This window comes from uncultured Sulfitobacter sp. (assembly GCF_947497275.1).
Lineage (GTDB): Bacteria > Pseudomonadota > Alphaproteobacteria > Rhodobacterales > Rhodobacteraceae > Sulfitobacter.
In genome coordinates this window covers 183,138-205,315 of sequence record NZ_CANMFS010000003.1, presented here as the reverse complement: position 1 = coordinate 205,315, position 22,178 = coordinate 183,138, and the positions used below count along the sequence as shown (strand labels likewise).

General features: G+C 59.5%; 24 protein-coding genes, 4 pseudogenes and 1 other annotated feature. Of the genes and pseudogenes, 12 read left to right on the top strand and 16 right to left on the bottom strand.

What is annotated here, in order from left to right:
• Positions 1–9: 9 nt before the first annotated feature.
• The gene (locus Q1A06_RS07755) at positions 10–1,212 is read right to left on the bottom strand and encodes a pyridoxal phosphate-dependent aminotransferase (RefSeq protein ID WP_299561159.1); all 1,203 of its coding nucleotides are present in this window, start codon (positions 1,210–1,212) and stop codon (positions 10–12) included.
• A gap of 94 nt (positions 1,213–1,306) precedes the next feature.
• Between Q1A06_RS07755 and Q1A06_RS07750 the strand changes: the two genes are divergently transcribed.
• From Q1A06_RS07750 to Q1A06_RS07735, 4 genes are all read left to right on the top strand, one after another.
• Entirely contained in the window at positions 1,307–1,714 is a 408-nt protein-coding gene (locus tag Q1A06_RS07750) for a helix-turn-helix domain-containing protein (RefSeq protein WP_299561156.1), read from the top strand.
• The gene (locus Q1A06_RS07745; RefSeq protein WP_299561153.1) at positions 1,707–1,997 is read left to right on the top strand and encodes a succinate dehydrogenase assembly factor 2; all 291 of its coding nucleotides are present in this window, start codon (positions 1,707–1,709) and stop codon (positions 1,995–1,997) included. Before Q1A06_RS07750 ends, Q1A06_RS07745 begins: the two co-directional genes overlap by 8 nt.
• An 86-nt stretch (positions 1,998–2,083) precedes the next feature.
• A complete protein-coding gene (locus Q1A06_RS07740; protein WP_299561150.1) occupies positions 2,084–2,584 on the top strand; it encodes a winged helix DNA-binding protein in 501 nt (166 codons plus the stop codon).
• Between the two features lie 107 nt (positions 2,585–2,691).
• Positions 2,692–3,381 carry a class II aldolase/adducin family protein gene (locus tag Q1A06_RS07735; RefSeq protein WP_299561147.1) on the top strand — a complete coding sequence of 230 codons (690 nt, stop codon included), beginning with the start codon at positions 2,692–2,694 and terminating at the stop codon, positions 3,379–3,381.
• Positions 3,382–3,823: 442 nt separating this feature from the next.
• Here the strand turns inward: Q1A06_RS07735 and Q1A06_RS07730 are convergent.
• Positions 3,824–4,317 (bottom strand): annotated as a pseudogene (locus tag Q1A06_RS07730) (transposase); the annotation flags it as partial.
• Between the two features lie 72 nt (positions 4,318–4,389).
• Positions 4,390–4,737: pseudogene (locus Q1A06_RS07725) on the bottom strand (transposase); the annotation flags it as partial.
• A gap of 57 nt (positions 4,738–4,794) precedes the next feature.
• Here Q1A06_RS07725 and Q1A06_RS07720 point away from each other — a divergent pair.
• Positions 4,795–5,709, top strand: a pseudogene (locus Q1A06_RS07720) (integrase core domain-containing protein).
• Positions 5,082–5,175 (top strand) — a sequence feature (AL1L pseudoknot). Its footprint overlaps the pseudogene before it by 94 nt.
• A gap of 40 nt (positions 5,710–5,749) precedes the next feature.
• On the opposite strand, the pseudogene Q1A06_RS07715 reads toward Q1A06_RS07720, so the two are convergent.
• The 6 genes and pseudogenes from Q1A06_RS07715 to Q1A06_RS07690 form a co-directional block, all read right to left on the bottom strand.
• Positions 5,750–5,962 (bottom strand): annotated as a pseudogene (locus tag Q1A06_RS07715) (IS1595 family transposase); the annotation flags it as partial.
• Between the two features lie 297 nt (positions 5,963–6,259).
• On the bottom strand, positions 6,260–6,973 hold the full coding sequence (locus tag Q1A06_RS07710; RefSeq protein WP_299561144.1) for a DUF1194 domain-containing protein: 714 nt from the start codon (positions 6,971–6,973) through the stop codon (positions 6,260–6,262).
• A complete protein-coding gene (locus Q1A06_RS07705) occupies positions 6,970–7,647 on the bottom strand; it encodes a DUF1194 domain-containing protein (protein ID WP_299562033.1) in 678 nt (225 codons plus the stop codon). The genes Q1A06_RS07710 and Q1A06_RS07705 overlap by 4 nt, the downstream gene beginning before the upstream one ends.
• 43 nt (positions 7,648–7,690) lie before the next feature.
• Positions 7,691–8,125 (bottom strand): VOC family protein, encoded by a 435-nt coding sequence (locus tag Q1A06_RS07700; protein ID WP_299561141.1) that lies wholly within the window; start codon positions 8,123–8,125, stop codon positions 7,691–7,693.
• A 72-nt stretch (positions 8,126–8,197) separates the two neighbouring features.
• The gene (locus Q1A06_RS07695) at positions 8,198–9,583 is read right to left on the bottom strand and encodes a surface lipoprotein assembly modifier (RefSeq protein WP_299561138.1); all 1,386 of its coding nucleotides are present in this window, start codon (positions 9,581–9,583) and stop codon (positions 8,198–8,200) included.
• 50 nt (positions 9,584–9,633) lie between these two features.
• Positions 9,634–10,734: a hypothetical protein gene (locus Q1A06_RS07690; RefSeq protein WP_299561135.1), complete on the bottom strand. Its 1,101-nt coding sequence runs from the start codon at positions 10,732–10,734 to the stop codon at positions 9,634–9,636.
• 205 nt (positions 10,735–10,939) lie between these two features.
• Here Q1A06_RS07690 and thyX point away from each other — a divergent pair, with 205 nt between their 5' ends.
• The 3 genes from thyX (at position 10,940) to Q1A06_RS07680 (ending at position 13,059) form a co-directional block, all read left to right on the top strand.
• Positions 10,940–11,869, top strand: a complete 930-nt coding sequence (thyX, locus tag Q1A06_RS07685) for an FAD-dependent thymidylate synthase (protein ID WP_299561131.1) — start codon at positions 10,940–10,942, stop codon at positions 11,867–11,869.
• A 99-nt stretch (positions 11,870–11,968) separates the two neighbouring features.
• A complete protein-coding gene (locus Q1A06_RS21015) occupies positions 11,969–12,553 on the top strand; it encodes a super-infection exclusion protein B (protein WP_366523506.1) in 585 nt (194 codons plus the stop codon).
• 209 nt (positions 12,554–12,762) lie between these two features.
• On the top strand, positions 12,763–13,059 hold the full coding sequence (locus tag Q1A06_RS07680) for a hypothetical protein (RefSeq protein ID WP_299561128.1): 297 nt from the start codon (positions 12,763–12,765) through the stop codon (positions 13,057–13,059).
• A 36-nt stretch (positions 13,060–13,095) separates the two neighbouring features.
• Here Q1A06_RS07680 and Q1A06_RS07675 read toward each other — a convergent pair whose 3' ends face one another.
• A complete protein-coding gene (locus tag Q1A06_RS07675) occupies positions 13,096–13,302 on the bottom strand; it encodes a cold-shock protein (RefSeq protein ID WP_299561123.1) in 207 nt (68 codons plus the stop codon).
• Positions 13,303–13,480: 178 nt separating this feature from the next.
• On the opposite strand from Q1A06_RS07675, the gene Q1A06_RS07670 reads away from it, so the two are divergent.
• Positions 13,481–13,801 (top strand): ArsC/Spx/MgsR family protein, encoded by a 321-nt coding sequence (locus tag Q1A06_RS07670; RefSeq protein WP_299562031.1) that lies wholly within the window; start codon positions 13,481–13,483, stop codon positions 13,799–13,801.
• Here the strand turns inward: Q1A06_RS07670 and Q1A06_RS07665 are convergent.
• The 6 genes from Q1A06_RS07665 to Q1A06_RS07640 form a co-directional block, all read right to left on the bottom strand.
• Complete coding sequence (locus Q1A06_RS07665; protein WP_299561119.1) at positions 13,798–14,346, bottom strand: DoxX family protein; 549 nt, start codon at positions 14,344–14,346, stop codon at positions 13,798–13,800. The two genes, Q1A06_RS07670 and Q1A06_RS07665, sit on opposite strands and share 4 nt — an antisense overlap.
• Positions 14,343–15,098, bottom strand: coding sequence for a DNA-binding domain-containing protein (locus Q1A06_RS07660; RefSeq protein WP_299561113.1), 756 nt, complete (start codon positions 15,096–15,098; stop codon positions 14,343–14,345). Before Q1A06_RS07660 ends, Q1A06_RS07665 begins: the two co-directional genes overlap by 4 nt.
• A complete protein-coding gene (locus Q1A06_RS07655; RefSeq protein WP_299561110.1) occupies positions 15,098–15,958 on the bottom strand; it encodes a DUF692 domain-containing protein in 861 nt (286 codons plus the stop codon). The genes Q1A06_RS07660 and Q1A06_RS07655 overlap by 1 nt, the downstream gene beginning before the upstream one ends.
• Positions 15,959–16,026: 68 nt before the next feature.
• Positions 16,027–16,329 (bottom strand): DUF2282 domain-containing protein, encoded by a 303-nt coding sequence (locus tag Q1A06_RS07650; protein ID WP_299561107.1) that lies wholly within the window; start codon positions 16,327–16,329, stop codon positions 16,027–16,029.
• 202 nt (positions 16,330–16,531) lie between these two features.
• The gene (gene thrS, locus Q1A06_RS07645) at positions 16,532–18,478 is read right to left on the bottom strand and encodes a threonine--tRNA ligase (protein ID WP_299561104.1); all 1,947 of its coding nucleotides are present in this window, start codon (positions 18,476–18,478) and stop codon (positions 16,532–16,534) included.
• An 86-nt stretch (positions 18,479–18,564) separates the two neighbouring features.
• Entirely contained in the window at positions 18,565–19,740 is a 1,176-nt protein-coding gene (locus tag Q1A06_RS07640; RefSeq protein ID WP_299561100.1) for an MFS transporter, read from the bottom strand.
• Positions 19,741–19,841: 101 nt separating this feature from the next.
• Between Q1A06_RS07640 and Q1A06_RS07635 the strand changes: the two genes are divergently transcribed.
• The 3 genes from Q1A06_RS07635 to Q1A06_RS07625 are packed head-to-tail and all read left to right on the top strand — an operon-like array spanning position 19,842 to position 22,176.
• The gene (locus Q1A06_RS07635) at positions 19,842–21,131 is read left to right on the top strand and encodes an MFS transporter (RefSeq protein ID WP_299561095.1); all 1,290 of its coding nucleotides are present in this window, start codon (positions 19,842–19,844) and stop codon (positions 21,129–21,131) included.
• A 52-nt stretch (positions 21,132–21,183) separates the two neighbouring features.
• Positions 21,184–21,414: a hypothetical protein gene (locus Q1A06_RS07630; protein ID WP_299561089.1), complete on the top strand. Its 231-nt coding sequence runs from the start codon at positions 21,184–21,186 to the stop codon at positions 21,412–21,414.
• 6 nt (positions 21,415–21,420) lie between these two features.
• A complete protein-coding gene (locus Q1A06_RS07625; protein WP_299561083.1) occupies positions 21,421–22,176 on the top strand; it encodes an alpha/beta hydrolase in 756 nt (251 codons plus the stop codon).
• Positions 22,177–22,178: the final 2 nt, after the last annotated feature.

The following is a 22,178-nucleotide window of genomic DNA, read 5'->3' as shown; positions in this document are numbered from 1 at the left end:
CGCCGCAATTTACTGCAAGGTGGCGCAGAAATCGGTGATCCGTTTGCAGGCTTCCGTCAGGTTATCGTCGGATGTCGCATAGCTGACGCGGAAGTTAGGGCTGAGACCGAAAGCCGCGCCGAACACCACCGCAACGCCGGTCTCTTCAAGCAGGGCGGTGGCGAATGCCTCGTCCGTGTCGATCAGCGCGCCACCCTTCGACGTCTTGCCGATCAGCCCCTTGATGGAAGGATAGACATAGAAGGCGCCTTCGGGCACCGGGCAGGTGATACCGTCGATCCCGTTCAGCGCCTCAACGACCAGGTTGCGGCGCCGCACGAACATCTCGTTGTTGGGCGCGATATAGTCCTGCGTGCCGTTCAATGCCTCGACTGCCGCCCATTGCGAAATCGTGCAGGGATTGGAGGTGGATTGCGATTGCACCTTGCGCATCGCGCTGATCAGCTTTTCCGGACCTGCGGCATAACCGATCCGCCAGCCAGTCATGGCGTAGGCTTTCGAGACGCCATTGACCGTGAGCGTGCGGTCATACAACTGTGGCTCGACCTGCGCGGGGGTGCAGAATTCGAAACCGTCGTAGGCCAGATGCTCGTACATATCGTCGGTCATCACCCAGACGTGGGGATGGCGCAGCAACACGTCCGTCAGCGCCTTCAACTCGTCGCGTGCATACCCCGCGCCGGTGGGGTTGGAGGGCGAGTTGAAGATCAGCCATTTGGTATTCGGCGTGATCGCAGCTTCCAGCTGCTCCGCGGTCATCTTGAAATTCTGCTCTAAAGAGGCCTCTACGATGACCGGCGTGCCTCCTGCGAGCAGGACCATATCGGGATAGCTGACCCAGTAAGGTGCGGGAATGATGACTTCCTCGCCGGGATTCATCGTCGCCATCAGCGCATTATAGAGCACTTGCTTGCCGCCCGAGGACACGCTGACCTGGCTTGGCGCATATTCCAAACCGTTGTCACGCTTGAACTTATCGCAGATTGCCTGCTTCAACTCGACGATACCGTCAACGGCGGTGTATTTCGTCTTGCCCGCCGCAATCGCAGCGACGGCCGCATCCTTGATGTTCTGAGGCGTGTCAAAATCCGGCTCGCCCGCGCCCAGCCCGATCACATCGCGGCCTGCGGCCTTGAGCTCCTGCGCCTTGGTGGTCACGGCGATGGTGGGTGACGGCTTTACCCGTGCAAGTGTCTTTGACAGCAGTTCCATTTTTGCCCCAATGCTCTATATCATGTCTCACCCTCTCATAGGTGGGCGCCCCCACCCGATCAAGTATCATCACGACCCGAAAGGAGAGCATTTTATGTCGGATCTCACACAGGACACGGACTGGTACAGCCCGGAGGTCGCAACCTTTGGTGATCGCGTTGCTGCTGCGCGCGAAGCCGCAGGGATGGAGCAGGCCCAACTCGCGAAACGGCTTGGCGTGCGTCAAAGCACTTTGCGCGGTTGGGAAGACGATATTTCCGAGCCCCGCGCAAACCGGCTGTCGATGCTGGCGGGCCTGCTCAATGTCTCGATGATGTGGCTGATCAACGGCGAGGGTGAAGGGCTGGACGGATCCGAGGATGCCGTGCACGCACCGGCGGACGTCAGTGCGCTCTTGGCGGAAGTACGTGGATTGCGCGAAGATCTGAGCAATAGTGCGAAGAAGGCGGGACGGTTGGAAAAACGCTTGCGTGAGATGCTCAAGGAGGCCGGTGATGCTTGAAATGCCGCAACCCAAACCGCCTGCACACGAGCCGCGCGAAACACGGCTCAAGCGCCTCGCGATGCGGTCCATGCGGCGCGGCATAAAGGAAATGGATCTGATCTTGCAGGCCTACGCAACGGATCGCCTACCTGTTATGGCAGAATCCGACCTTGCGCTTTACGATGATCTGCTCAACGAGAACGACCATGACCTGTACCAGTGGGTGACAGGGCAGTTCGCGCCCAAGCCGAAATACGACGAAATGATCGGTGATATCCAGCGTCACATCGCGCAGGCGTAGCGGTAGAAAGTCTCTCTCGGTTTAACGAAATATTCTGCTTTTTTCTTCAGTTTCCGGCTCACAGTCATAAAGAGTCGGAGAGTAATATGAGCATTCAAGATCCCATCGGCCCCTCAGCCGGCGAGAAGGGGTTCATGGTCGGGTATCTGGAGGCACTGTCTCTGGTCGAGCGCCTGCATCGGTTGTTGCTGGACGTCATCAAGGATGAGTTCGAACGGGTCGGGGTTTTGGAGATCAATGCGGTTCAGGCGCTGTTGCTGTTCAACATCGGCGACAACGAGGTCACGGCCGGAGAGCTCAAGAGCCGCGGCTACTACCAGGGCAGTAACGTCAGCTACAATCTCAAGAAACTGGTCGATATGGGCTATATGCACCACCAGCGCTGCGAAATCGACCGGCGGTCCGTTCGGGTGCGCCTGACAGAAAAGGGACGCGATATCCGGGACGTCGTAGCGACCTTGTTCGGGCGGCACGCCGGTGGTTTGAAAGACAAGGGCGTTCTGGGCCCCGAGGGCGTTATCGGGATCACCGCATCGCTGCGCCGGGTCGAGCGGTATTGGACCGATCAGATCAGATACATCTATTGATCGGAACGGATCCGCGCCAGACCGGGCGCGGGTGCCCGTCCGTGTGGGACCGTTGACAGGTTGGTGCGTTGGCCCGACAGTGGAGGAAACAGCAACCGGAGGCCTCCATGAAAACCCAAGGCGCATTGCGGAGCGGGGGATTTGACATCCCCGATCCTGCCGGTCTGGCCAGCCTGAAAGACAAGGTTCCGGAGGCGGAATGGGATCTCCGATGTCAGCTTGCCGCGACCTACCGTCTGTGTGCCCTGCACGGCTGGACCGATCTGGTTTTCACGCATATCTCCGCGCGCCTGCCAGATGAAAATGGGGAAGAGCGATTCCTGATTAACCCTTACGGCGTCATGTTCGATGAAATGACAGCATCCTGCCTCGTCAAGATCGACCTCGACGGTAAGATTTGTGCCGAGACGCCGTATTTCATCAATCCTGCGGGGTTTACCATCCACAGCGCGATCCATGCCGCGCGTGAGAATGCGGGTTGCGTCATTCACGTCCACACCCCCTACGGCGTTGCCGTTTCGGTCCAGAACGAAGGCCTGCGACGTTATACGCAGTTTGCGATGACCGTGTCGAACGATCTTGCGTATCACGACTATGAGGGGATTGCGCTGGAACTGGATGAGCGTGAACGGATCGTCAAGGATATCGGTGAGAAGAATCTGCTGATGTTGCGCAACCACGGAACACTGACCGTCGGGCCGAACTATGCAATCGCATTCCTGCGGATGTATTTTCTGGAGAACGCTTGCAAGACGCAGATCCTTGCGCAGGCGGGGGGGACATGGCATGCTGCATGAAGAGCCGCAAACCATGGCCGACACCGTGGCAGGACAAGCACAGGGTGCATTCATGCCCGGGATGGGAGACAATCTGGTTTGGCCGGGATTAATGCGCAAACTCGCGCGTCAAAATCCTGGCCACGACCGGTAGAGGTCATCCCTCAGGATCAACGTGGGCCAGTCTTCGCACCCGCCCAAAATTGATGTTTATGGACCGAAGCCAAAATCCAAGCAACCTGCCTCAATAAATCTGCAATATTTTCACAGATCAAACGAATGTTCTTCCAAGGGATAAAAGCAAGAGCTGGTGGCTTTTTCCAACATTTTCGAAAAAATGGTACCAAGACGGAAAGCCAAGTAACGTCTGTTACTCAAGCATGTCACTCTCATTTGGGAACGACCAAGAAACGTCTACCATCTGCGGTTAGCAAAGACCTTACCATGTACAGCTTAGATGTGGGATCTCCTCCTTCTCGGTGCTCAGCGTTAGACTGTAGCGATAGCAGGTCTCACTGATCCGGAACGTGCGGCACGCCAGCGCGACACTGACCCCATGCATCGCCACCACCTTCAAGGCCATCCCTCGTCGATGACCCTCTCGTGACATTGCTGCGCAATGCACTGACGGGCAAAGGACGGCCTCAAGGCTTTTTTCCTAGGGCTTCCTTGAGCACCTCACCTCATTCTGCATGCTCATCTCCGCATACATCTTCTTGAGGCGGCGGTTCTGCTCGGCCCTGTCCTTCATCATTACGATGAGCGACGCGTCCACTCTCGGGACATCGCTACACGATACTCTGCCGTGCAATGCATCCCGCCAAATTTCGCCCGCCACTCGTAAAAGCTGGCACTGCTCATCCCATGCTCTCGGCATAGCTCTGAGACCGTCACACCGCCCTCCGCGTGCTTCAACACAGCGATGATATGCGCATCGCTAAATCGTCCGTTCTTCATCGTAAATCCCCTGAGATATCTTGCCGAGAAAACTCTACGTTTGATCACCACCAATTTGAGGGAGGGGTTACCTAGGTACTTGGGCGATACGCCGCGGTGCTGGCTCAAATTGCGCAGACGGGAAAAGAAGCTATGAACCATGTTGGGGTGCTGGCCGTGGCCGTTACAATTCTCGGAGTGGTTTACGCGATGAACACTGTAACCCACGTGCAAAATATCCCAGTGGGACGCTTCGTCCGCTGAAACAGTCGTCATGCGGGATACGTTCTCGTTTGCCAGCGCTGCGTCTTCGTCTTCGGTTATTGCCTCGAAGGGCAGTGTGCGGCGCTCACGCATAGTCACGACAACGCGGTGTGTGCCTCTCTGATGCTTTTTGAGGCCGTGATCAACACGCTTGGCCTTCTCAATGTTAGGGCGAACGCGACTGCCAGAAATTGAACCGCCCCGGGAGAGTAAAACTCTCAAGAGGTGAGCCACATGACAAACTAGAAACACACTCCGAGCTACACGGCCGAGTTCCGCGCGCGCGGCGTTCGGCTTTTCTGCGGACATCGTTCTGATTACAGCCGCGACAGCGCTGCCTACAGGGCAATTGCCTCGAAGCTGGGCTGTTCGTCTTTCGGCCTGCGGGACTGGTGTCGGCGCGCCGCGCGTGATGCAGGCGAGCTGTCCGGACCGACGAGCGAGGAGGAGGCACGGATCGAGGCGCTGGAACGTGAGAACCGTGAACCCGGGCAAGCCAACGAGATCCTGAAGAAGGCCAGCGCATATTTCGCTGCGGCGGAGCTCGACCGCCCATTCCGCAAATGATTGCGTTCATTGATGATCACCGTTGTGTCCATGGTGCTGGGTTCACCTATGTCTCAAGCTGGCAGGGGATGGTCTACGGGGCTTTCATCATCGACGTCTTCGCCGGCAAGATCGTCGGCACCCTCTCGGCATCTTTTCCTGTGGAAAAGAGCCTGCCGGTCAATGGGACGTGTCTCGACCTCGATGACGACCGGTTTCGTCTTGGATGCCCTGAACCAAGCCATCTGCCAGAGAACGCCGTCTGAGGCTGACAAACTGATCCATCATAGCGATCGAGGCAGCCAATACCTGTCGATCCGATACACCGAGCGGCTCGCAGAGGCTGGCATCGACACATCAGTCGGCAGCGTCGGAGAGTCCTATGACAATGCTCTGGCCGAAAGCACCATCGGCCTTTTCAAAACCGAGGTCATCAAGTTCTTGGCCCCCGGGAAATCCGTTGACCAGATCGAGTGGGAAACCCTGAAATGGGTCGACTGGTATAACAATACCCACCTGCACAGCTCCTTTGGCTACGTCACGCCGCAAGAAGCACAGGAGGCCTTCTATGCAAGCTTGAACGCTGTCGAAAAAGTAGCCTAATCATTGTACCCGAAAATCTCCGGTAAACCCGGGGCGGTTCAAAATAGGCACCATCAATCTCGACATCGCCTTCCAGAACTTCGCCTGTCCGGACCGCACGCGCAATGGTTTCAGGCAGCTTGTGAGCCAGCACGAAGGCTGTCTTGTACTGGTAGTCGATATCGCGAGAAAGCTGCATCATCCTCATACCTCTAGAGGCGTTCACGGTCAGGCAGATCGCGGCCAGCAGAGCAACAACGTCCATCTTGCGCGATTTCGTTGTGCCCCATTTTTGGCGCGCTACGCAGTCGCAAAACGGGCACTTGTGTTCTCGATCTGTCCGTGTTTCGATTTCAGCAAGCGCTTCGGATCTTCTGTGAACATCCTGAAATTCAGTTCCTTCCACTGCAATCTGCGCGTGACTCAGCTGTGAAATCCGATCAAGGAACCGGCGAAAATCGGGTGTTGCATAGGCATCTCCGCAATAGTTTCCGGAGGGATACTGGCCGAATGTAAAATTATGAAGGTCAGCCAACCCGATTTTCGAACACGGCAAAAAGAAATGGGTGGATCAGCGGTTTGACAGGACTAGCCCGTCCAGTTCGCGCAGGAGTTTGATCTCCATCGCTTCGGCGTATGCATCGAAGCCGAGGGCCGTTTCAACGAACGCGTCCGGGCCTGTGATGACTTCCGCAAGGAAATATGCCGCAAGTTCGCCGATATCCGATTGGCGGGCATCGCCGGTTGGGACATCGTCGGCACCTATGACAAGGGCGTTTATCGTGATACCTTTCGCTGCAAGCGCGGGCTTTACGGTACGTGGGCGGGGTCCGAGATTGCTTTTGCCGTCGCCCGAGATATCGAGCGTCTTTTTCCAGCAGTCAGGCCCCGTTTCCAGATGTTGCACGCCCAGCGTCATCGCCATGCCCAACGCCGTGCCGGGGGTTGCATCGTCTCGTCTTTCGACGGCGGCAAGAGTTGCGATGAGCGTACCCAGTGCGGACGCATTGGTGATCAGGGACCAGGGCAGGAGAGTCCGCTGGTCCATCGGGCCGCTCCATTCATAGACCAGAAGGGCGACGGGCAGGTCGGGCCGAGCGAGGAGGGCCCCGCGGACGGCGGCGCTGTCGAGTGCCTGTGCCAGTCCGGCGATCTGGAGCCGGTATTCACGGGCATCAACGGATCCCGACACATCCAGACCGATCGCAAGTGCCTGTCGGCAGGCCTGCGCGGTCACAGGTTGCGGTGTCCACACCAGTAAAGCGAGTGCAAGCGCGCGGATCATCCTGCGTTGCGCGATGTGGGCAGAGCGCCGATCGACGGTGGGCTCAACTCGCGCTCGAGCTTGCGGCGCATCGCGCGCTCGTAATCCTCGAACCCTTCGGCGATGATCGCAAATGCACCGGGGCCGTGCAGCACCTGCGAGTTGTAAAACGCGATCAGCCCCATTTCGCCTTCGAAATCCGCAGCGTTCACGATCAGGCCGTTCACAGTCACATCATCAAAAGGGAACTCGCGGTAGGCATTGACCGGTGGGAAACCCTCATTGTTCTGCCCGTCGCCTGCCATGTCGAGCGTCTTGTTCAGGCAGGCGGGCGCACGTTGCAAAAGCTGGGCGCCGTAAGCGAGCGCGTAGCCCATGGCGGTTGGGAAATCGTTATGACTGCGATTGGAGGCAGCGATTGCTTCGGCCGTGCGCAGCAAGGCGTCGCGGCTGTCGATCAGGATCCAGTCCTGTAGCAGCTTTTGGTTGTGCCGCCCGGACCATTCGTAGATCGCCAGTGCAACCGGAAGGTCGGATGCGAAGAAAGCCTCCTGCACTTCCGGTGCAGTCAGGGCCGCCACGATGCCGCCCCGTTGCAACGCGTCTTCGCGGGCGTCGACCGAGCTTGACACGTCAACCGCGAGAACAAGTGCCAGCCTGCACCCGATTGCTGCCGCGGGCGTGGTCTGAACCACCACGCCCGCCGCGACCAGGGGAAGTGTGCGAAGCACGCGCGGCTCACCAGTGCCCGGTGTTTTCCATTGATGCCCACGGTTCTTTTGCGTCCAGCGCATCCCCTGCCTGCAAAAGCTCGATCGAGATGTTATCGGGGGATCGGACAAAGGCCATATGCCCGTCGCGGGGTGGCCGGTTGATCGTGACGCCATTTTCCATAAGCATCTGGCACATCTCGTAGATATTCTCGACCGTGTACGCCAGATGCCCGAAATTGCGGCTGTCGTCGGGCAGCGAATCATCACCGTCCCAGTTGTAGGTCAGCTCGACGTCGGCATGACCATCATCTTGACCGGGGGGGCACATGAACACGAGCGTAAAACGACCGTCCTCGTTTTCCATCCGACGCCGCTCGTGCAGACCGAGCATTTCGTAGAATGCTTTAGATGTATCCAGGTCTTTGACGCGCACCATCGTGTGCAGATATTTGATCGGCATGTACAACCTCCTTTGGCGAATTGGTTTGAACCAACTCTAGCGCAGCGCGCTGCGGTGTCGAGCATTCCGGAGTTAAAATGCCGACGCGATACCGATGCTCAGCCCGACCCGGTTCACGTCGTAAAGACCGATATTGCTGTTGGTGGTCGATGCATTCAGGCTGAGCGTCGGATTGAAGCCGTAGTAGTCGATCTGTTTGAATGTGGCGGTGATATCAGCCGACAGTTCAAGATCACGCCGTCCTGCGGCATCGTGGGGCGATGTGTCGTACTCGCGCAAGCTGGTGCCGAGGCCGAATTGAATCGACGTTCCGAAAACGGGCCGGCCCAAGACGTATCCACCGCGCAAACGCAGTTCGTCGTATTCGAGCGATGCCGTCTCGGAGCGCAGCACCGCCACGGATCCGCCAAGATAAAGCCCGTTGCCGTTCGGGAGCTGGCGGCTGAGCCCTGTTGAGACAGACAGGTTCTGGGTATCGGAACCGCGCTGAGCCTGTCGCAGATCGGTGTTGAGATCGAAGCGCAGTTTCGTGGTCTGGTCGGTGTAGTAGGTCTGTCCAATGCCCGCGCGCACAAAGCTGTTGTAGCGTGAACCGCCATAGAAGGATTGGCCCAGATCGGCGGTCAGGCTGAATTCTCCGCGCCCATCTTTGCGCAGCTGCTTGTATCCATAACCCAGCCGCAGCGTTCCGTAGGCAAAATCACCGCCCGAGACGTTCAGCGGCGCGCTGCCGTCGGCGATGCGTTCGGCGTCCTGCGCATCGAGGTCGTCCCGAGACTGGCTGGAGAGCTGGTAGGTGCGATACGACAGACCCATACGCAGATCATGTGCGGTACGCTCCGTCTGGTGAAAGCGATAGCGGGACTGGACGTCTCCGCCGATCTCGAGGCCGGAGAGGGCTTTCGATGCCGCGCCGAGGGTTGCTTCGACACCGTCGGGATTGAATGGATTGAAAAACTGGTAGAACAACGCCGATGTATCGCGCGCCGAGCCGTTGTTAATGTTTGAATTCGGCGCAAGTGTAAAGGAAAGGTGGGTCTGCCACGGGTTGCGCCGCTGTACATAGCGGTAGTCGCGGGCCGCCTGTGCCGCATGCGCCTCGGACGGGGCTGCCTGCCGCGCCCGGCGCAACCAGAATTGCGCCCGCGTGCGTTTGTCATCCGACGACAGGGCCTGCGCCATCAAGAGTGCCGCAGTGTATCTCTCTTCGTCGTCGGCGGCGTGACGCCATCCCTCGCGCGCGGCTGATCGGGCATCGGCAAAGTGCCCGATGTTTCGAAGCGCCCGCGAGCGGATAAGGTGCGCCGTCACGTCCTTGTTGTTGCGTAGCAACAGCGCGTCGGCCAGATCAATTGCCTGATCGTCCGCACCGACGGCCAGGCTGAGCTTGGCCGCCTTTTCCATCTCCGGCGCGGATATGCGTGTTTGGGCATCTGCCGTTTGTACGAACGCAAACATGGCTGCGCCAGCAGCCATGAGCAGAAGCGTTTCAGGAGCGCAGGCCATACTTAGTTGTCGGCGCCCCGATACACGATGAACCCGGCGGTTTCGCGCGTCGTGACGTTTTCGAAGTCGACGTCGTTGGTGACGACCAAAACGCCTGCGATCTCGCTTGGCTCATCGCCGGATACCACGGCGTAGAAGTTGCCTTCCTCGTACACCTGTGCCTCTCCGTCAGCGTCAAGATAGGGGCTGTCGAGCTCGCCGACGAGATCGCCGCTGTCCTTTAGATTCCCCGGTCGGATAGTGAAAATCGCGGTCGGGATCGCGTTGAGGCTTGGATTGATCGTGTCGATGATGTCGCGGGTAATGTCGTTGCCCTGCGCATCGAATACACGCCGGTCGGACCAGACACCCTTTACGCCGTCACCGCGCGTACCGCTCACGTCGTTGAAGTCTTCGAAGTCGATATCGATTTTCAGCTGACCGCTGGTGTACTGGACGCCACCGGCGCCGTCGAAGTCGCGAATGCCGGCGGTTTGGCCTGTGAATGTTGCCTGACCGGTTTGCGGCAATTCAACGGACCCGTTACGCTGGTACAAAAAGCCGCCGAACCCGTAGTTGCGGAAGCTGCCGGATCGCACGATGGCAAACTGGGTTTCTGGCTCGCCGTCGGAACCGAGGTTCCTGCTCACCCCATAGATCGCGCGATAGCCGAACTGGTCGATCGGGTCGTTGGTGACTGAATCCGGGAACGGGGTCGTCGATTCATAGACCTGATACTGCCCGGCAAGGCTGCTCACGTCGGTTCCGCGCTGATAGACGTTGGCGGAATCGAAAGCGAGGTTGTCGACCAGAAACGTGTCGGTTTCGCCCTCGTAGCGCACGCTGCGCACGAAACCGTTGCTGTTGTCCTCGGATTCGCCACGCTCTTCGTACCGAACGATCTTGTCGCTGCGCGATGGGGAAACCGTGCCCGGAGGGACGGCGGTGCCTACGATGCCCTCTTCTCCGTCCGATCCGCCCACATCGGTCCCGTCGCCGGAGGCGTCGCCATCTCCGCTCGTGCCATCGCCGCTGTTGCCGGTGTCTTCTTCGCTAAAGGGCGTTCCATCGCCGCATGCCGCAAGGCTCAAGATCAGCATCAAGCTGATAAGATTGATTTTCAATGTTCTGCCCTCAAAAAGCTTATTTATCGTTGTTTGGCACATTCAAGTCTGTCTGGTCTTCTTGTCAACGCCGCGTACGGACATGCCAAAACAAAGCGTCGAACTATGGTCAAAAAACAATACCCTATATCGCGGTTCCGAAGCGTCTGTCCGCCAGATATAGTCAGGGGCGAATCCACACCACCGCCGCGCAAAGGACACCGCCATGCCGCTCGATCCAGAACAACAAGCCGAAATCGATGCCCTGCGTGCCAACGCACAGCCCACATTGCGCGCCGTCGCACCGGGGATGGAGGCGCATCTCTATACCGCGCATGAGGTACTCGATCACGGCTTTATCCGGGTGATCGATTACATGGGCGACGATGCCGCGATCTGTCAGGCGGCCCGCGTCAGCTATGGCAGGGGCACAAAGTCGGTGCAGAACGACGAGGGGCTGATCCGCTACCTGATGCGGCACTGGCATTCGACCCCCTTCGAGATGTGCGAGATCAAGCTGCACGTCAAATTGCCCGTCTTCGTCGCCCGTCAGTGGATCCGCCACCGCACCGCCAACGTCAACGAATACTCGGCCCGCTATTCGATCCTCGACCGTGAATTCTATATCCCCGAACCACAGCACATCAACGCGCAGAGCGTGGTGAACAACCAGGGGCGCGGCGGCGTTCTGGAAGGCGCCGAGGCCGCGCGCGTGCTGGAGATCCTCAAATCTGACAGCGCGCGGGCCTATGACAACTATCAGGCGATGATCGGTGAGGAGGGGCCGGACGGGGAGCCGCAAGACGGCCTCGCGCGCGAGCTGGCCCGCATGAACCTGCCCGCCAACATCTATACCCAATGGTACTGGAAGGTGGATCTGCACAACCTCTTCCACTTCCTGCGCCTGCGCGCCGACAGCCACGCCCAATTTGAGATCCGCGTCTACGCCGACGCCATCTGCAAGGTCGTCGCAGACTGGGTGCCGGCCGCCTACGGCGCGTTCGAGGACTACCGTCTGGGCGGGGCGACCCTGTCCGGCAAGGCTTTGGACTGTGTGCGGCGGATGCTGAAGGGCGAGGAGGTCACGCAGGAGAACAGCGGGATGAGTAAGGGAGAATGGCGGGAGTTTGAGGGGGTTTTGAACGACCCCGCGTAGCGGGGATGAAACGCTCCAGTGGAGCGTTTCAAGTTCAAAACGGGCGCGCTGCGAGGCGCGGCCAAGCGCTCTAGTTGCAACTGAAAATGGGAACATTTTGTGGCAGACTTAATAAATCGAATATGGATATCGATTGAAAGTACCGTCCATCCTCGACAGCTTCTTTTCGTACTATTGGTGGTATTTTCCGTTCTTATCTTCAACCCGTTTGATGTAGTCGAGCGACTTAATATTTCTGTTTTTGTAGAACAGCACCGGCATTGGATTGTGATCGGTCTATTAGTGATTTTCGGGCTTTGTGCTACCTGGGCGATACTAGCCGTTTGGTCTGCACTTGGGCGCTGGAACGACCAAAGAAAAAGAGTATCGAAGGTTAGAGGGGTAAGGCTTTCTTTTGAAGCGGAAATAATCCTAGATTTCGTTAGAACGCAGGAACCTGATGCCGTAAGACTGTTTTCGAGCAATCCATTCGTTAGGGAACTGCGACGCAACGGCCTTATCTACTTTGCCGATACGATTTTCTATTCAGATCAAGATACGTACACTATCTCTAGCCTTGGAAAGGAACGTGTGGCATTCGCAGACTTGCAGCGGTTCTATGAAAAGCCTCGAGGAGATCAGCTTGAATTTCTTAGGTCCGTGGTCGGCGCGGAGCTATCAATAAATCCGGTAACTAGAGTTTAGTGTTTTGCATCAGTGTCCAATCTCCGATTGGGCAGCGCCCGAACCGCCCCCACGGGGCGGGCGCTTTGCTTTCGGCCCCTCGGTTCGGGCGTGGTGCTCTGATTAAACTCCTGCGGCGCAACCGCTGCAATTCAAACTGTAAATAACTGGACAGACGTGCCCCCATCCGCAAAACTGGGCGCATGGGACGCAATCAAAGGACCACGCGCATGATCAAAGGTTTATCCACCCTCGCTCTCCTCGGCCTGATGACCGCGCTGCCGCAAACGGCGGTGGCGGAGATGAAGATCTATCCGTATCCTTCGTCGGAAAATTACTGTCCGGCGGGTCTGCAACCGGTGACGATCAGCGGTGTCATCTGCTGCGGGACGCCGAACGTCCACACGACCTATCAACAGGTGATGGCGCATCCCGTTGCCAAGAAAAAGCACCATGTGAAACGCCGGTATGTTCACCGCACCCGCGCGCATTGTCCCGTCGGGACCAAAGGCTGCACCTTTGATTAAGTGATGATCCCCGGCTGACCGCCGGGGAATGCGGCCTTATAAAAGTGACAGATCGGACGCCATCTGCCGTCCGTCACGCCCTTCGCTCAGCTCAAAGCTGACTTTCTGATCATCTGCAAGGCCTGTCAGCCCCGACCGTTCGACCGCGGAGATGTGCACGAATACATCGCTGCCCCCGCCGTCAGGAGCGATGAAACCATACCCCTTTGTTGTGTTAAACCACTTTACCGTTCCCGTTGGCATCGTTTCCGAGCCTCCTTTGATAGTCTCAACCCCCGCTCGCGCGGGATGTGCTTCCGGCGACAAGACCGGACAGCCCACATTAAAAAGATTGCCCAATCTCGGAAAAAATCAAGGAAATCATTGAAAATTCCGGCTGCAAATGGCTTTTGGGGGCTAAAATGAAGGAGAAACCTGCGTGATAAAGATATACGGGCTGAAAAACTGCGACTCCTGTCGCAGGGCGGTCAAGGCACTGCCCGAGGCGCAGTTGGTCGATGTGCGCGCCGAAGGGGTGCCGCAGGGGGTTCTTGCGCAGGCGCACATGCTTTTCGGTGATGCGATGCTCAATACCCGCTCAACTACTTGGCGGGGACTGTCAGAGCAAGAGCGCACTGCGCCCCCGCTTGACCTCATCGCGGCGCATCCCGCGTTGATGAAACGCCCCCTTGTCGCAGCGGGCGAGGGCCTGTTTCTGGGCTGGACCGATGCGACCGAGGCAGAAGTGCGCGCGGCCCTCTAGGCGCGCGGCGTCAACGCGCGATCAATTGACAGCGGTCCTGCCCCCTTGATCACCAGAACGATCAATAGAAAGACCCACAACGCCCGTTGGTCCAGGATCGCGGCGTCGGAAAAACGATCGAACCACGCACCCAGAACCTTCGGATCATCCCACCCATTGTGGCCGTAGAGATCGGTCAAGGATTGCACGACGATGAATCCGATCATGCCGAAGGCCGCCAGACGGGTCAGAAGGCCCGCGACGATCAGGGCGGGCAGGATGAACTCCGCCCATGTGCCAGCGAGCACGACCAGTCGGGCCAGCACGCCGAATTGTTCGATGTCATAGCCGACTGCTTCCATCATGCGCGGGAAGATCTGAACATAAGCGCCGGTTGAGGGCGTGAAGATGCCTGCCAGACCGTCGCCCAGTTTAGTCAGCCCTGACACCCAGAAATACATCAACAGAACCGCCGCAAAAAGCAGCCTTGCAAGGGTCGGCAGCAGCCAGTCGGCCCGTGTTAACGTGGCGGTCAGGGTGAGGCAGCGCGAGATCAGAGACGTCATTTCGAAGAGTCCTCTGTCGAGTGTGCAAAAGCGTGATTTTCTAGCAAAAGCGCCAGAGTCGCCCCAAAATCGAAACCGGGCGCTGCGACCTGTGCTGCCTCGACGGATGCGCCAAGTGGTTGATCACGCACCGAAAGTAAAAAGGTCGCAGCCCCTTCGGGCAGCAGGTGCAAGGCCGGGTCGAAGGCGGGGCGGGTAATTAATACCGCCTGCGCTGCTGTACGGGGCTTTGGTGCCGTGGGATCGGTCGCGCGACGCCAAAGATCGAATATCGGCCAATGCGACCTCAGGATTTGCGTCGCCGGTGCCAGTCGAAGCCGGGTGTCTTCCAGTGTTTCGGGCGGCTGCTGAAAAATCGACGGGTCGAGCGGACGTGCATCGGCCGCATGATAAGAAGTACGCATCGCAAGATCGATCCGCGCGATATCCGCAAGATAACCTAAGTGAGCGAGCGGCTGGAAGTTCTCGAGGAATGCTGGAAACTCGACGCCGTAATACATCATCAAAGGCGATCGGGGCGGGTGCGCACGGACGAAGTGCGGCATCAGCGGGTCAAAGTTCTGCGCGCCCAGCAGCAGTCTCACGGTGGGGAAGGCCAGTTTCATCGCATCGACCAGCGACGCGGTGACGTTGTTGCGGTAGACATCGTATCGGGCACCCGCAGGCGCGCCGCCCCCGTCGTCCAACCCCGCAGGAACCGGCGCATCGGCATTAAGCAGGGCGGTGCGGAACTGTGCTTGGGTGACAGGCATCACGGCGTCCGAATGCAAGCCAGCGCGGCCGCGGCGCGGTCGGCCTCGTCGCGCAGGACCTCCCAGTCGGGCACGTCGGTGTCCCACTCGACGAGAACAGGACGCGGACCACTGCGCGCCAGTGTGTGATCTAGCAGCGCCCAAACGGGGTCGACGACCTGGGCACCGTGGCTGTCGATCAACAGTCGCGCACCATGCTCGTCCATGTCCTCATCGTGACCGCCGACATGGATCTCGCCAACGGCGTCAAGTGGGAAGCTGTCAATGTAAGTGCGCGGGTCGAGCCCAAGGTTTGTGGACGAAATGAAGACGTTGTTGACATCCAGCAGTAATCCACAGCCGGTTCTGTGCACAAGTTCGGCCAAAAAATCGGTTTCGGACAAGGTGCTTTCGGTGAATGCTAGATAGCTCGACGGGTTTTCCAGCAGCATTTGCCGCCCCACGGACTGCTGCACGGTGTCGATATGACCAGCCACCCGGACAAGTGTCGCGTCAGTGTAGGGCAGGGGCAGCAGATCATTCAGGAATTCGGCCCCGTGGGTCGACCACGCCAGATGCTCAGAAAAACTTTGCGGCGCGTAGGTCTCGATCAACTTGCGCAGTCGCGCCATGTGCGCCTTGTCCGGCGGTGCCTCGCCCCCGATGGAAAGGCCGACGCCATGCACCGAAAGAGCGAAAATTTCTGTGAGCGCGCGCAGCTGGGCATGTGGTCGCCCGCCGTCACCCATATAGTTCTCAGCGTGGATCTCGACCCAGGCCACGGCCCCTGGATCACGTGTAAGGTCAGTGAAATGTTGCGGCTTGTATCCAACGCCGGCAGCGTTCGGCAGTCGGGTCGACGGGGCAGAAGAGTGATACATTTCAAAGACCTCCGGACCAGTCTTCAAGTGCGCCGGATACAGTCATATGCAGATCCGGCGCATTCTGTTTACGCGGGCAAATCACGCTCGAGCGGTTCAAGCGAACCTGACCGGTCGGAGCCGTCGGCCATTTCGGGCAGATCGATTTCCTCGCAGGTTCCAGCGTCCACCAGCGTCCAGGCATTGCCTTGATAGTCCGTGACAGACGTCCCGGCACAGGTGGTTCCCGGCCCGGCGGCGCAATCGTTCTGGCCGGCGAGCGACACGCCATAGCACTTCTCTTTCGAAGCGGCGGTCGCGGTCGTCGTCATACCGGCGACCGACGTGGCGACCGCGCTTGCGATGGCGAGTGTTTTCAAAGTTGTGGACATCGTAATTCTCCCTTTTGATGCTCTGTGAACTTACAATATCCCAAGTAAAGCAGCGCCAAAGTGCAAAATCCACTCACGACGCAGTGTGTCACGCTGCTGTCAGAAATCAGGGCCTGCGCGTGTGAATTAAATCCGTCAATGCGCAAAATGTCGCAAGTCCTGTAACAAACGGAGGGCAATTTGCCCTCCGTCATCGCAATTGTTACAGAAGGTCCGGTGGGGTCGCTTCGGTTTTGAAGGCCGCAATCACGTCACTGAGCGGTTGTACCGACGATTGCCTTTCGCCCAGCCTGCGGACGGAGACGGTGCGTTCTTCAACCTCGCGGTTGCCCACGGCGAGGATAACGGGGACTTTGCCGACCGAATGTTCGCGGACCTTGTAGTTGATCTTTTCATTGCGTGTGTCGGCCTCGGCACGCACACCGGCGGCCTGCAAGTCAGCGACGACCTCGCGTACATAATCATCCGCATCCGAGGTGATGGACGCGACGACAACCTGACGCGGGGCGAGCCAGAAGGGCAGTTTGCCAGCGTGTTCCTCGATCAGGATACCGATGAAACGCTCGAAAGAGCCGAGCGTCGCGCGGTGCAGCATCACCGGGCGATGCTTGGCCCCGTCCGTGCCGATGTAGGTGCTGTCGAGCCGTTCGGGCAGGACGAAATCCACCTGGTGCGTGCCGCACTGCCAATCCCGCCCGATGGCGTCGGTCAGCACGAATTCCAGCTTCGGACCGTAGAACGCGCCTTCGCCGGGGTTCAGTTCCGGCTCGATGCCGGCGGCGCGGGTCGCCGCCAACAGGGCGGCTTCGGCCTTGTCCCAGACATCGTCCGACCCCGCCCGCATCTCGGGGCGGTCGGAAAACTTGACCTTGAAGCTTTCAAACCCGAGATCGCGATAAACGGCGGTGAGGAAGGCAATAAATTCGGCGGTTTCCGCTTCGATCTGGTCCTCGCGGCAAAAGATGTGACCATCGTCTTGTGTGAACCCCCGCACGCGCATGATACCGTGCAGCGCTCCTGAAGGCTCGTACCGGTTGCACGACCCGAACTCGGCCATGCGCAGGGGCAGGTCGCGGTAGGACTTGAGCCCCTGATTGAAGATCTGGACATGGCAGGGGCAGTTCATCGGTTTGAGCGCATTGACCGACTTTTCGCGGGCGTGTTCCTCGTCCACTTCGACGATGAACATGTGATCCTGATATTTCTCCCAGTGACCCGAGGCTTCCCACAGCTTGCGGTCCACGACCTGCGGTGTGTTCACCTCGACATAGCCGCCGCTGCGCTGCTTGCGCCGCATGTAATCCTGAAGCTGAGTATAGATCATCCAGCCGTTCGGATGCCAGAATACCTGCCCGGGCGCTTCTTCCTGCATATGGAACAGGTCCATCTCGCGGCCAAGCTTGCGATGGTCGCGCTTTGCGGCTTCCTCCAGCATATTGAGATGGGCCTTGAGCTTTTCCTTGCCGGTAAAGGCGACGCCGTAGATCCGTTGCAGCATCGCGCGGTCGCTGTCACCGCGCCAGTACGCGCCGGCAATCGACATCAGTTTGAACGCGTCACCGGGCAACTGGCCGGTGTGTTGCAGATGCGGACCGCGGCACAGATCCTGCCAGTCGCCGTGCCAGTACATGCGCAGCGGCTCGTCTCCCGGGATCGCCTCGATCAACTCGACCTTGTAGGGCTCGTCCAGATCCTCATAATGCTTGATCGCACGGTCCCGGTCCCAGACCTCAGTGCGCACGGGATCGCGCTTGTTGATGATCTCTTTCATCTTCTTTTCGATAAGGCCGAGATCCTCGGGCGTGAACGGCTCCTTGCGGTCAAAATCGTAGTACCAGCCGTCCTTGATGACGGGGCCGATGGTGACGCGTGTGTCGGGCCAGATTTCCTGCACGGCGCGCGCCATCACGTGCGCCAGATCGTGCCGCACCAGCTCATTGGCCTGCGCCTCGTCCGACATGGTGTGGATCGCGATGTCCGCATTTGTCTCTATGGGCCACGCCAGATCGAAATGCTGGCCGTTCACGGTGGCGCTGATGGCCTTCTTGCCGAGAGAGGTCGAGATGTCGGCGGCGACCTCGCCCGCAGTGATGCCTGCGTCGTAGTGTCGTGCGTTGCCATCGGGAAGGGTAAGTGCGATCTGGGCCATGCGGGCCTCCTCGTCGGTTTGGCGCCTACGAGACGCCCGGTTGCGGGTTTTATGTTCAGGTTATGTGACGCCGCAACGCGGCAGCGTCAAGAGATATGCGGCCTGATCGGCGTCAGCCGCGCGGAAACCGTCAGGTGTACCAGTGCGACAGCCGTAACCATCCCCGCCGCCAGGCCCAGTGCCTTGAGGCCGAAGCCGGAGATCACCAGCCCGCCTAGACCCGAACCGATCGCCGCGCCGACATAGATCGCGGCAGCATTCAGCGCCAGCACGACCGGCGCGCGATGACCGGCCAGCGAAATCAACCGCAGCTGCTGGCCCGCCATGAAAGACCAGCTGGCCAGCGACCACGCAAACACCAGCATCACGAGAACGGCAGTGCCAAACGGCATCAGCGAAAACCCCGGCGTCAGAAGCATCTGCGCCACGCACAAGCCCGTCAATGTGCGGTGCCATCCCACACGGTCTGCAAGGATGCCGCCCATGATGTTGCCGAACACGGCACCCACCCCCGCAATGACGAGGATCGCCGTGATGCCATCCCGACCAAACCCCATCGTTTCGCTCAGCAGGGGGGCGACATAGGTGAAAAGCACATAGTTCGCACCGATAAAGCTGGTGGTAAAGGCAATGGCGAACATCATCCGCCCTTCGGACACCGTATCGCGCAGATCCGCAAGCGTGACCGGTTGAAACCGCAACCCCGCCGGCACGCGCGTCCAGATGAGCCAGATACAAGGGAGCGCGCAGGCAAGAACCAGCCACAACGCCCACCGCCAGCCGAAGGTGTAGGCGATCCAGCTGCCAGCCGGTACGCCTGCGACCTGCGAGATCGTCAGCCCAAAGAACACCGAAGCCAACACTTTGGCGCGCTGTGCCTCCGGATAAAGTGCGGCAGCAACGGCGGCGGCCAACGGTGTAAAGATGCCCGCCCCGGCAGCGGCAATCACCCGCGCGGCGCTCAGCACACGGAAGTCAGGTGCCATCGCCGAAAGCGCGGCGGCCAGCGCGAACAGCACAAAGCCCGCCGCCATCACCCGTCTGCGCCCGACGCGGCCCGTGACCGCCACCAGCAGCGGCGAAAGCACCGCGTAGGCGACCGCGTATACGGTCATCAATTGTCCGGCCTGTGCGGGACTGCGATCAAGATCGGTGCCAAGAGGCTCCAGCAGACCGATGATGACGAAAGCACCCAGTCCGATCACGAAGTTGCACGCTGACAGGGTCGGGATCAGCAGCCGGTCTGGGGATTGAGTGTTCATGCCGCCGTCCTTATCAGGAATGAAGGGTGCGGCAACACGTTGGTCTTGTGCCGTCGCGGCACTATTTGCACGCGGACGAAATGAACGACAGGAAGTACACGATGGCCCCAAAAGATCCGCAAACGCTGACGCAGCACGCCTTTGAAACGATTTCTGGCGCTGAAGGGCCAGCCGATACGCTTGACGGCGCCGCGCAGAACGCCGAGGCGGCGAATGGGCTGCGACATGCCGCATCGCTGAGCATGACGAAAGTGGCCGACGGGCTGATCGATCCGAAACTGGTCCTGAGTTGGCTTCTCACATCCTTGGGCGCCCCGGCGGTCTATGCAGGTGCGTTGGTGCCGATCCGCGAGGCAGGGGCGTTGTTGCCGCAGATCGCACTTGCGGGATGGGTGCAGAACATGGCTCGGCGCAAATGGGCCTGGGTCATCGGCTCGGCAGGGCAGGGGATCTGTGCCGCGCTTATCGTGTTCTGGGCACTGACGCTGGAAGGGGCTACCGCCGGACTTGCGATCTGCGCCAGCTTGGGCGGTCTGGCGCTGTTCCGGTCCATTTGTTCAGTGTCGTACAAGGACATTCTGGGCAAGACCGTAGGCCAGGCGCGGCGCGGATCAGTCACCGGGCTGGCCGGGTCGGTGTCGTCCATCGGCGTCATTCTCTTCGCGCTGCTGTTGATTTCGGGCCTGGCACAGGACCGCGGCGCGGTGATCCTCGCCATCGGCCTTGCGGCAATCCTGTGGGGGGTCGGCGCGCTGGTATTTTCGACGCTCGATGAACAACCAAGCGAGGCAAACGGCGGCATCGCGGCGTCCTTTTCGGTGCTGAAGGACAATCCGGTGCTGTGGCGGTTCATCATCGTGCGCGGGCTTTTGGTATCCACGGCACTTGCACCGCCGTATTTCGTGATTCTCGGCGGCGGCGAAGAGGCGGGCGCGCTGGGTGGACTCGGCGCGCTGGTCCTCGCGTCCGCGCTGGCCTCGCTGCTCAGCTCCTATGTCTGGGGGCGGTTGTCGGACCAATCCAGCCGCCGGGTGCTGATGCTGACAGGGGTGGTCGGGGCCGCCGCGATATTGCTCGCGGTTGTCTTGGCCGTCGCGGACCTGGCGCAGACGATATGGGCGATGCCTCTGGCACTGTTCGTCCTGATGATCGCCTATCATGGCGTGCGGCAGGGGCGCTCGACCTATCTTGTCGATGTCTCGCCCGATGATCAGCGGTCCGCCTATGCGGCGGTCGCCAATACCGTAATCGGCGTGCTGCTGCTGGTCGCAGGCATTGCAGGGGGCGGTGCCGCTCTTTTCGGTCCCAAGGTAGTGCTGGTGCTGTTCGCGGTGATGGCTGTTGCGGCGGTTGCTGTTGCCTACGGGCTGCCCGAAGCGGACGAGGCTTGAGTTCATTCGCCCGCTGCGCCACTCTGAGCGACAATCAAGGGAAGGCGAACAGATGCCAAAATACAATCGCAATTTCGAACTGACGCTGAAGGATATCGACCTGATAGAATCGGCTCTGCAAGTCGTCAAACGTGACCTGTCGCTGGGCCGTGAAGGCGCGCGGGCGCTGTTGCCACAGGGAGGCGACGGCGATCCGATGCGTGACATCGACGATCTGCTCGGACGTCTGTACAACCAGAAGATCTTCTTCCGGCCAGACGATTCTTCCTATGTGGGCGGGTGAGGCATCATGAGCGAACCACGCTTTCTCGAAACGCCGCAGGGCCGCGCGCTGGCCTACCATATGACACCGGGCGAAGGTCCGTGCATCGTATTTCTGGGCGGTCTGAAATCCGACATGGAAGGGACCAAGGCGGTTCACCTTGAAGAGTGGGCGCGCGCACAGGGACGGGCGTTCCTGCGCTTCGACTATTCAGGGCACGGGCAATCCTCCGGCACCTTCGAAGAGGGATCCATCGGCGATTGGCATCTCGATACGCTGGCGGCTGTGACTGCACTTGTGCGCGGGCCTCTTTTGCCGGTGGGATCGTCCATGGGAGGCTGGCAGGCGTTGCTTCTTGCGCGCGCGCGGCCCGAATTGCTGGCAGGGCTCATCACCATCGCGGCGGCACCTGATTTCACCGAAGACGGCTGGTGGGCCGGGTTCACGGACGCCCAGAAAGCGCGGATCGAAGCGGAGGGCCACGTCGAGCTGCCGTCGGACTACATGGAACCCTACGTCGTCACCCGGCGGATGGTCGAGGACGGGCGGCAACATCTGGTGATGCGCACCCCGCTTGAGCTGCCGTTCCCGGTCCGCATGCTGCAAGGCACGGCGGATACCGCCGTCAGAACACAGACTGCAACGGCGCTGCTGGAGCATGCCACCGGTCCCGATCTGCAGCTTTTGCTGGTCAAGGATGCCGATCATCGGTTTTCGGACGGTCCGTGCCTCGGGCTGATTGAGCGCGCGATTGAAGATGTCCTTGCGGCGGGGGATGCCTGAGG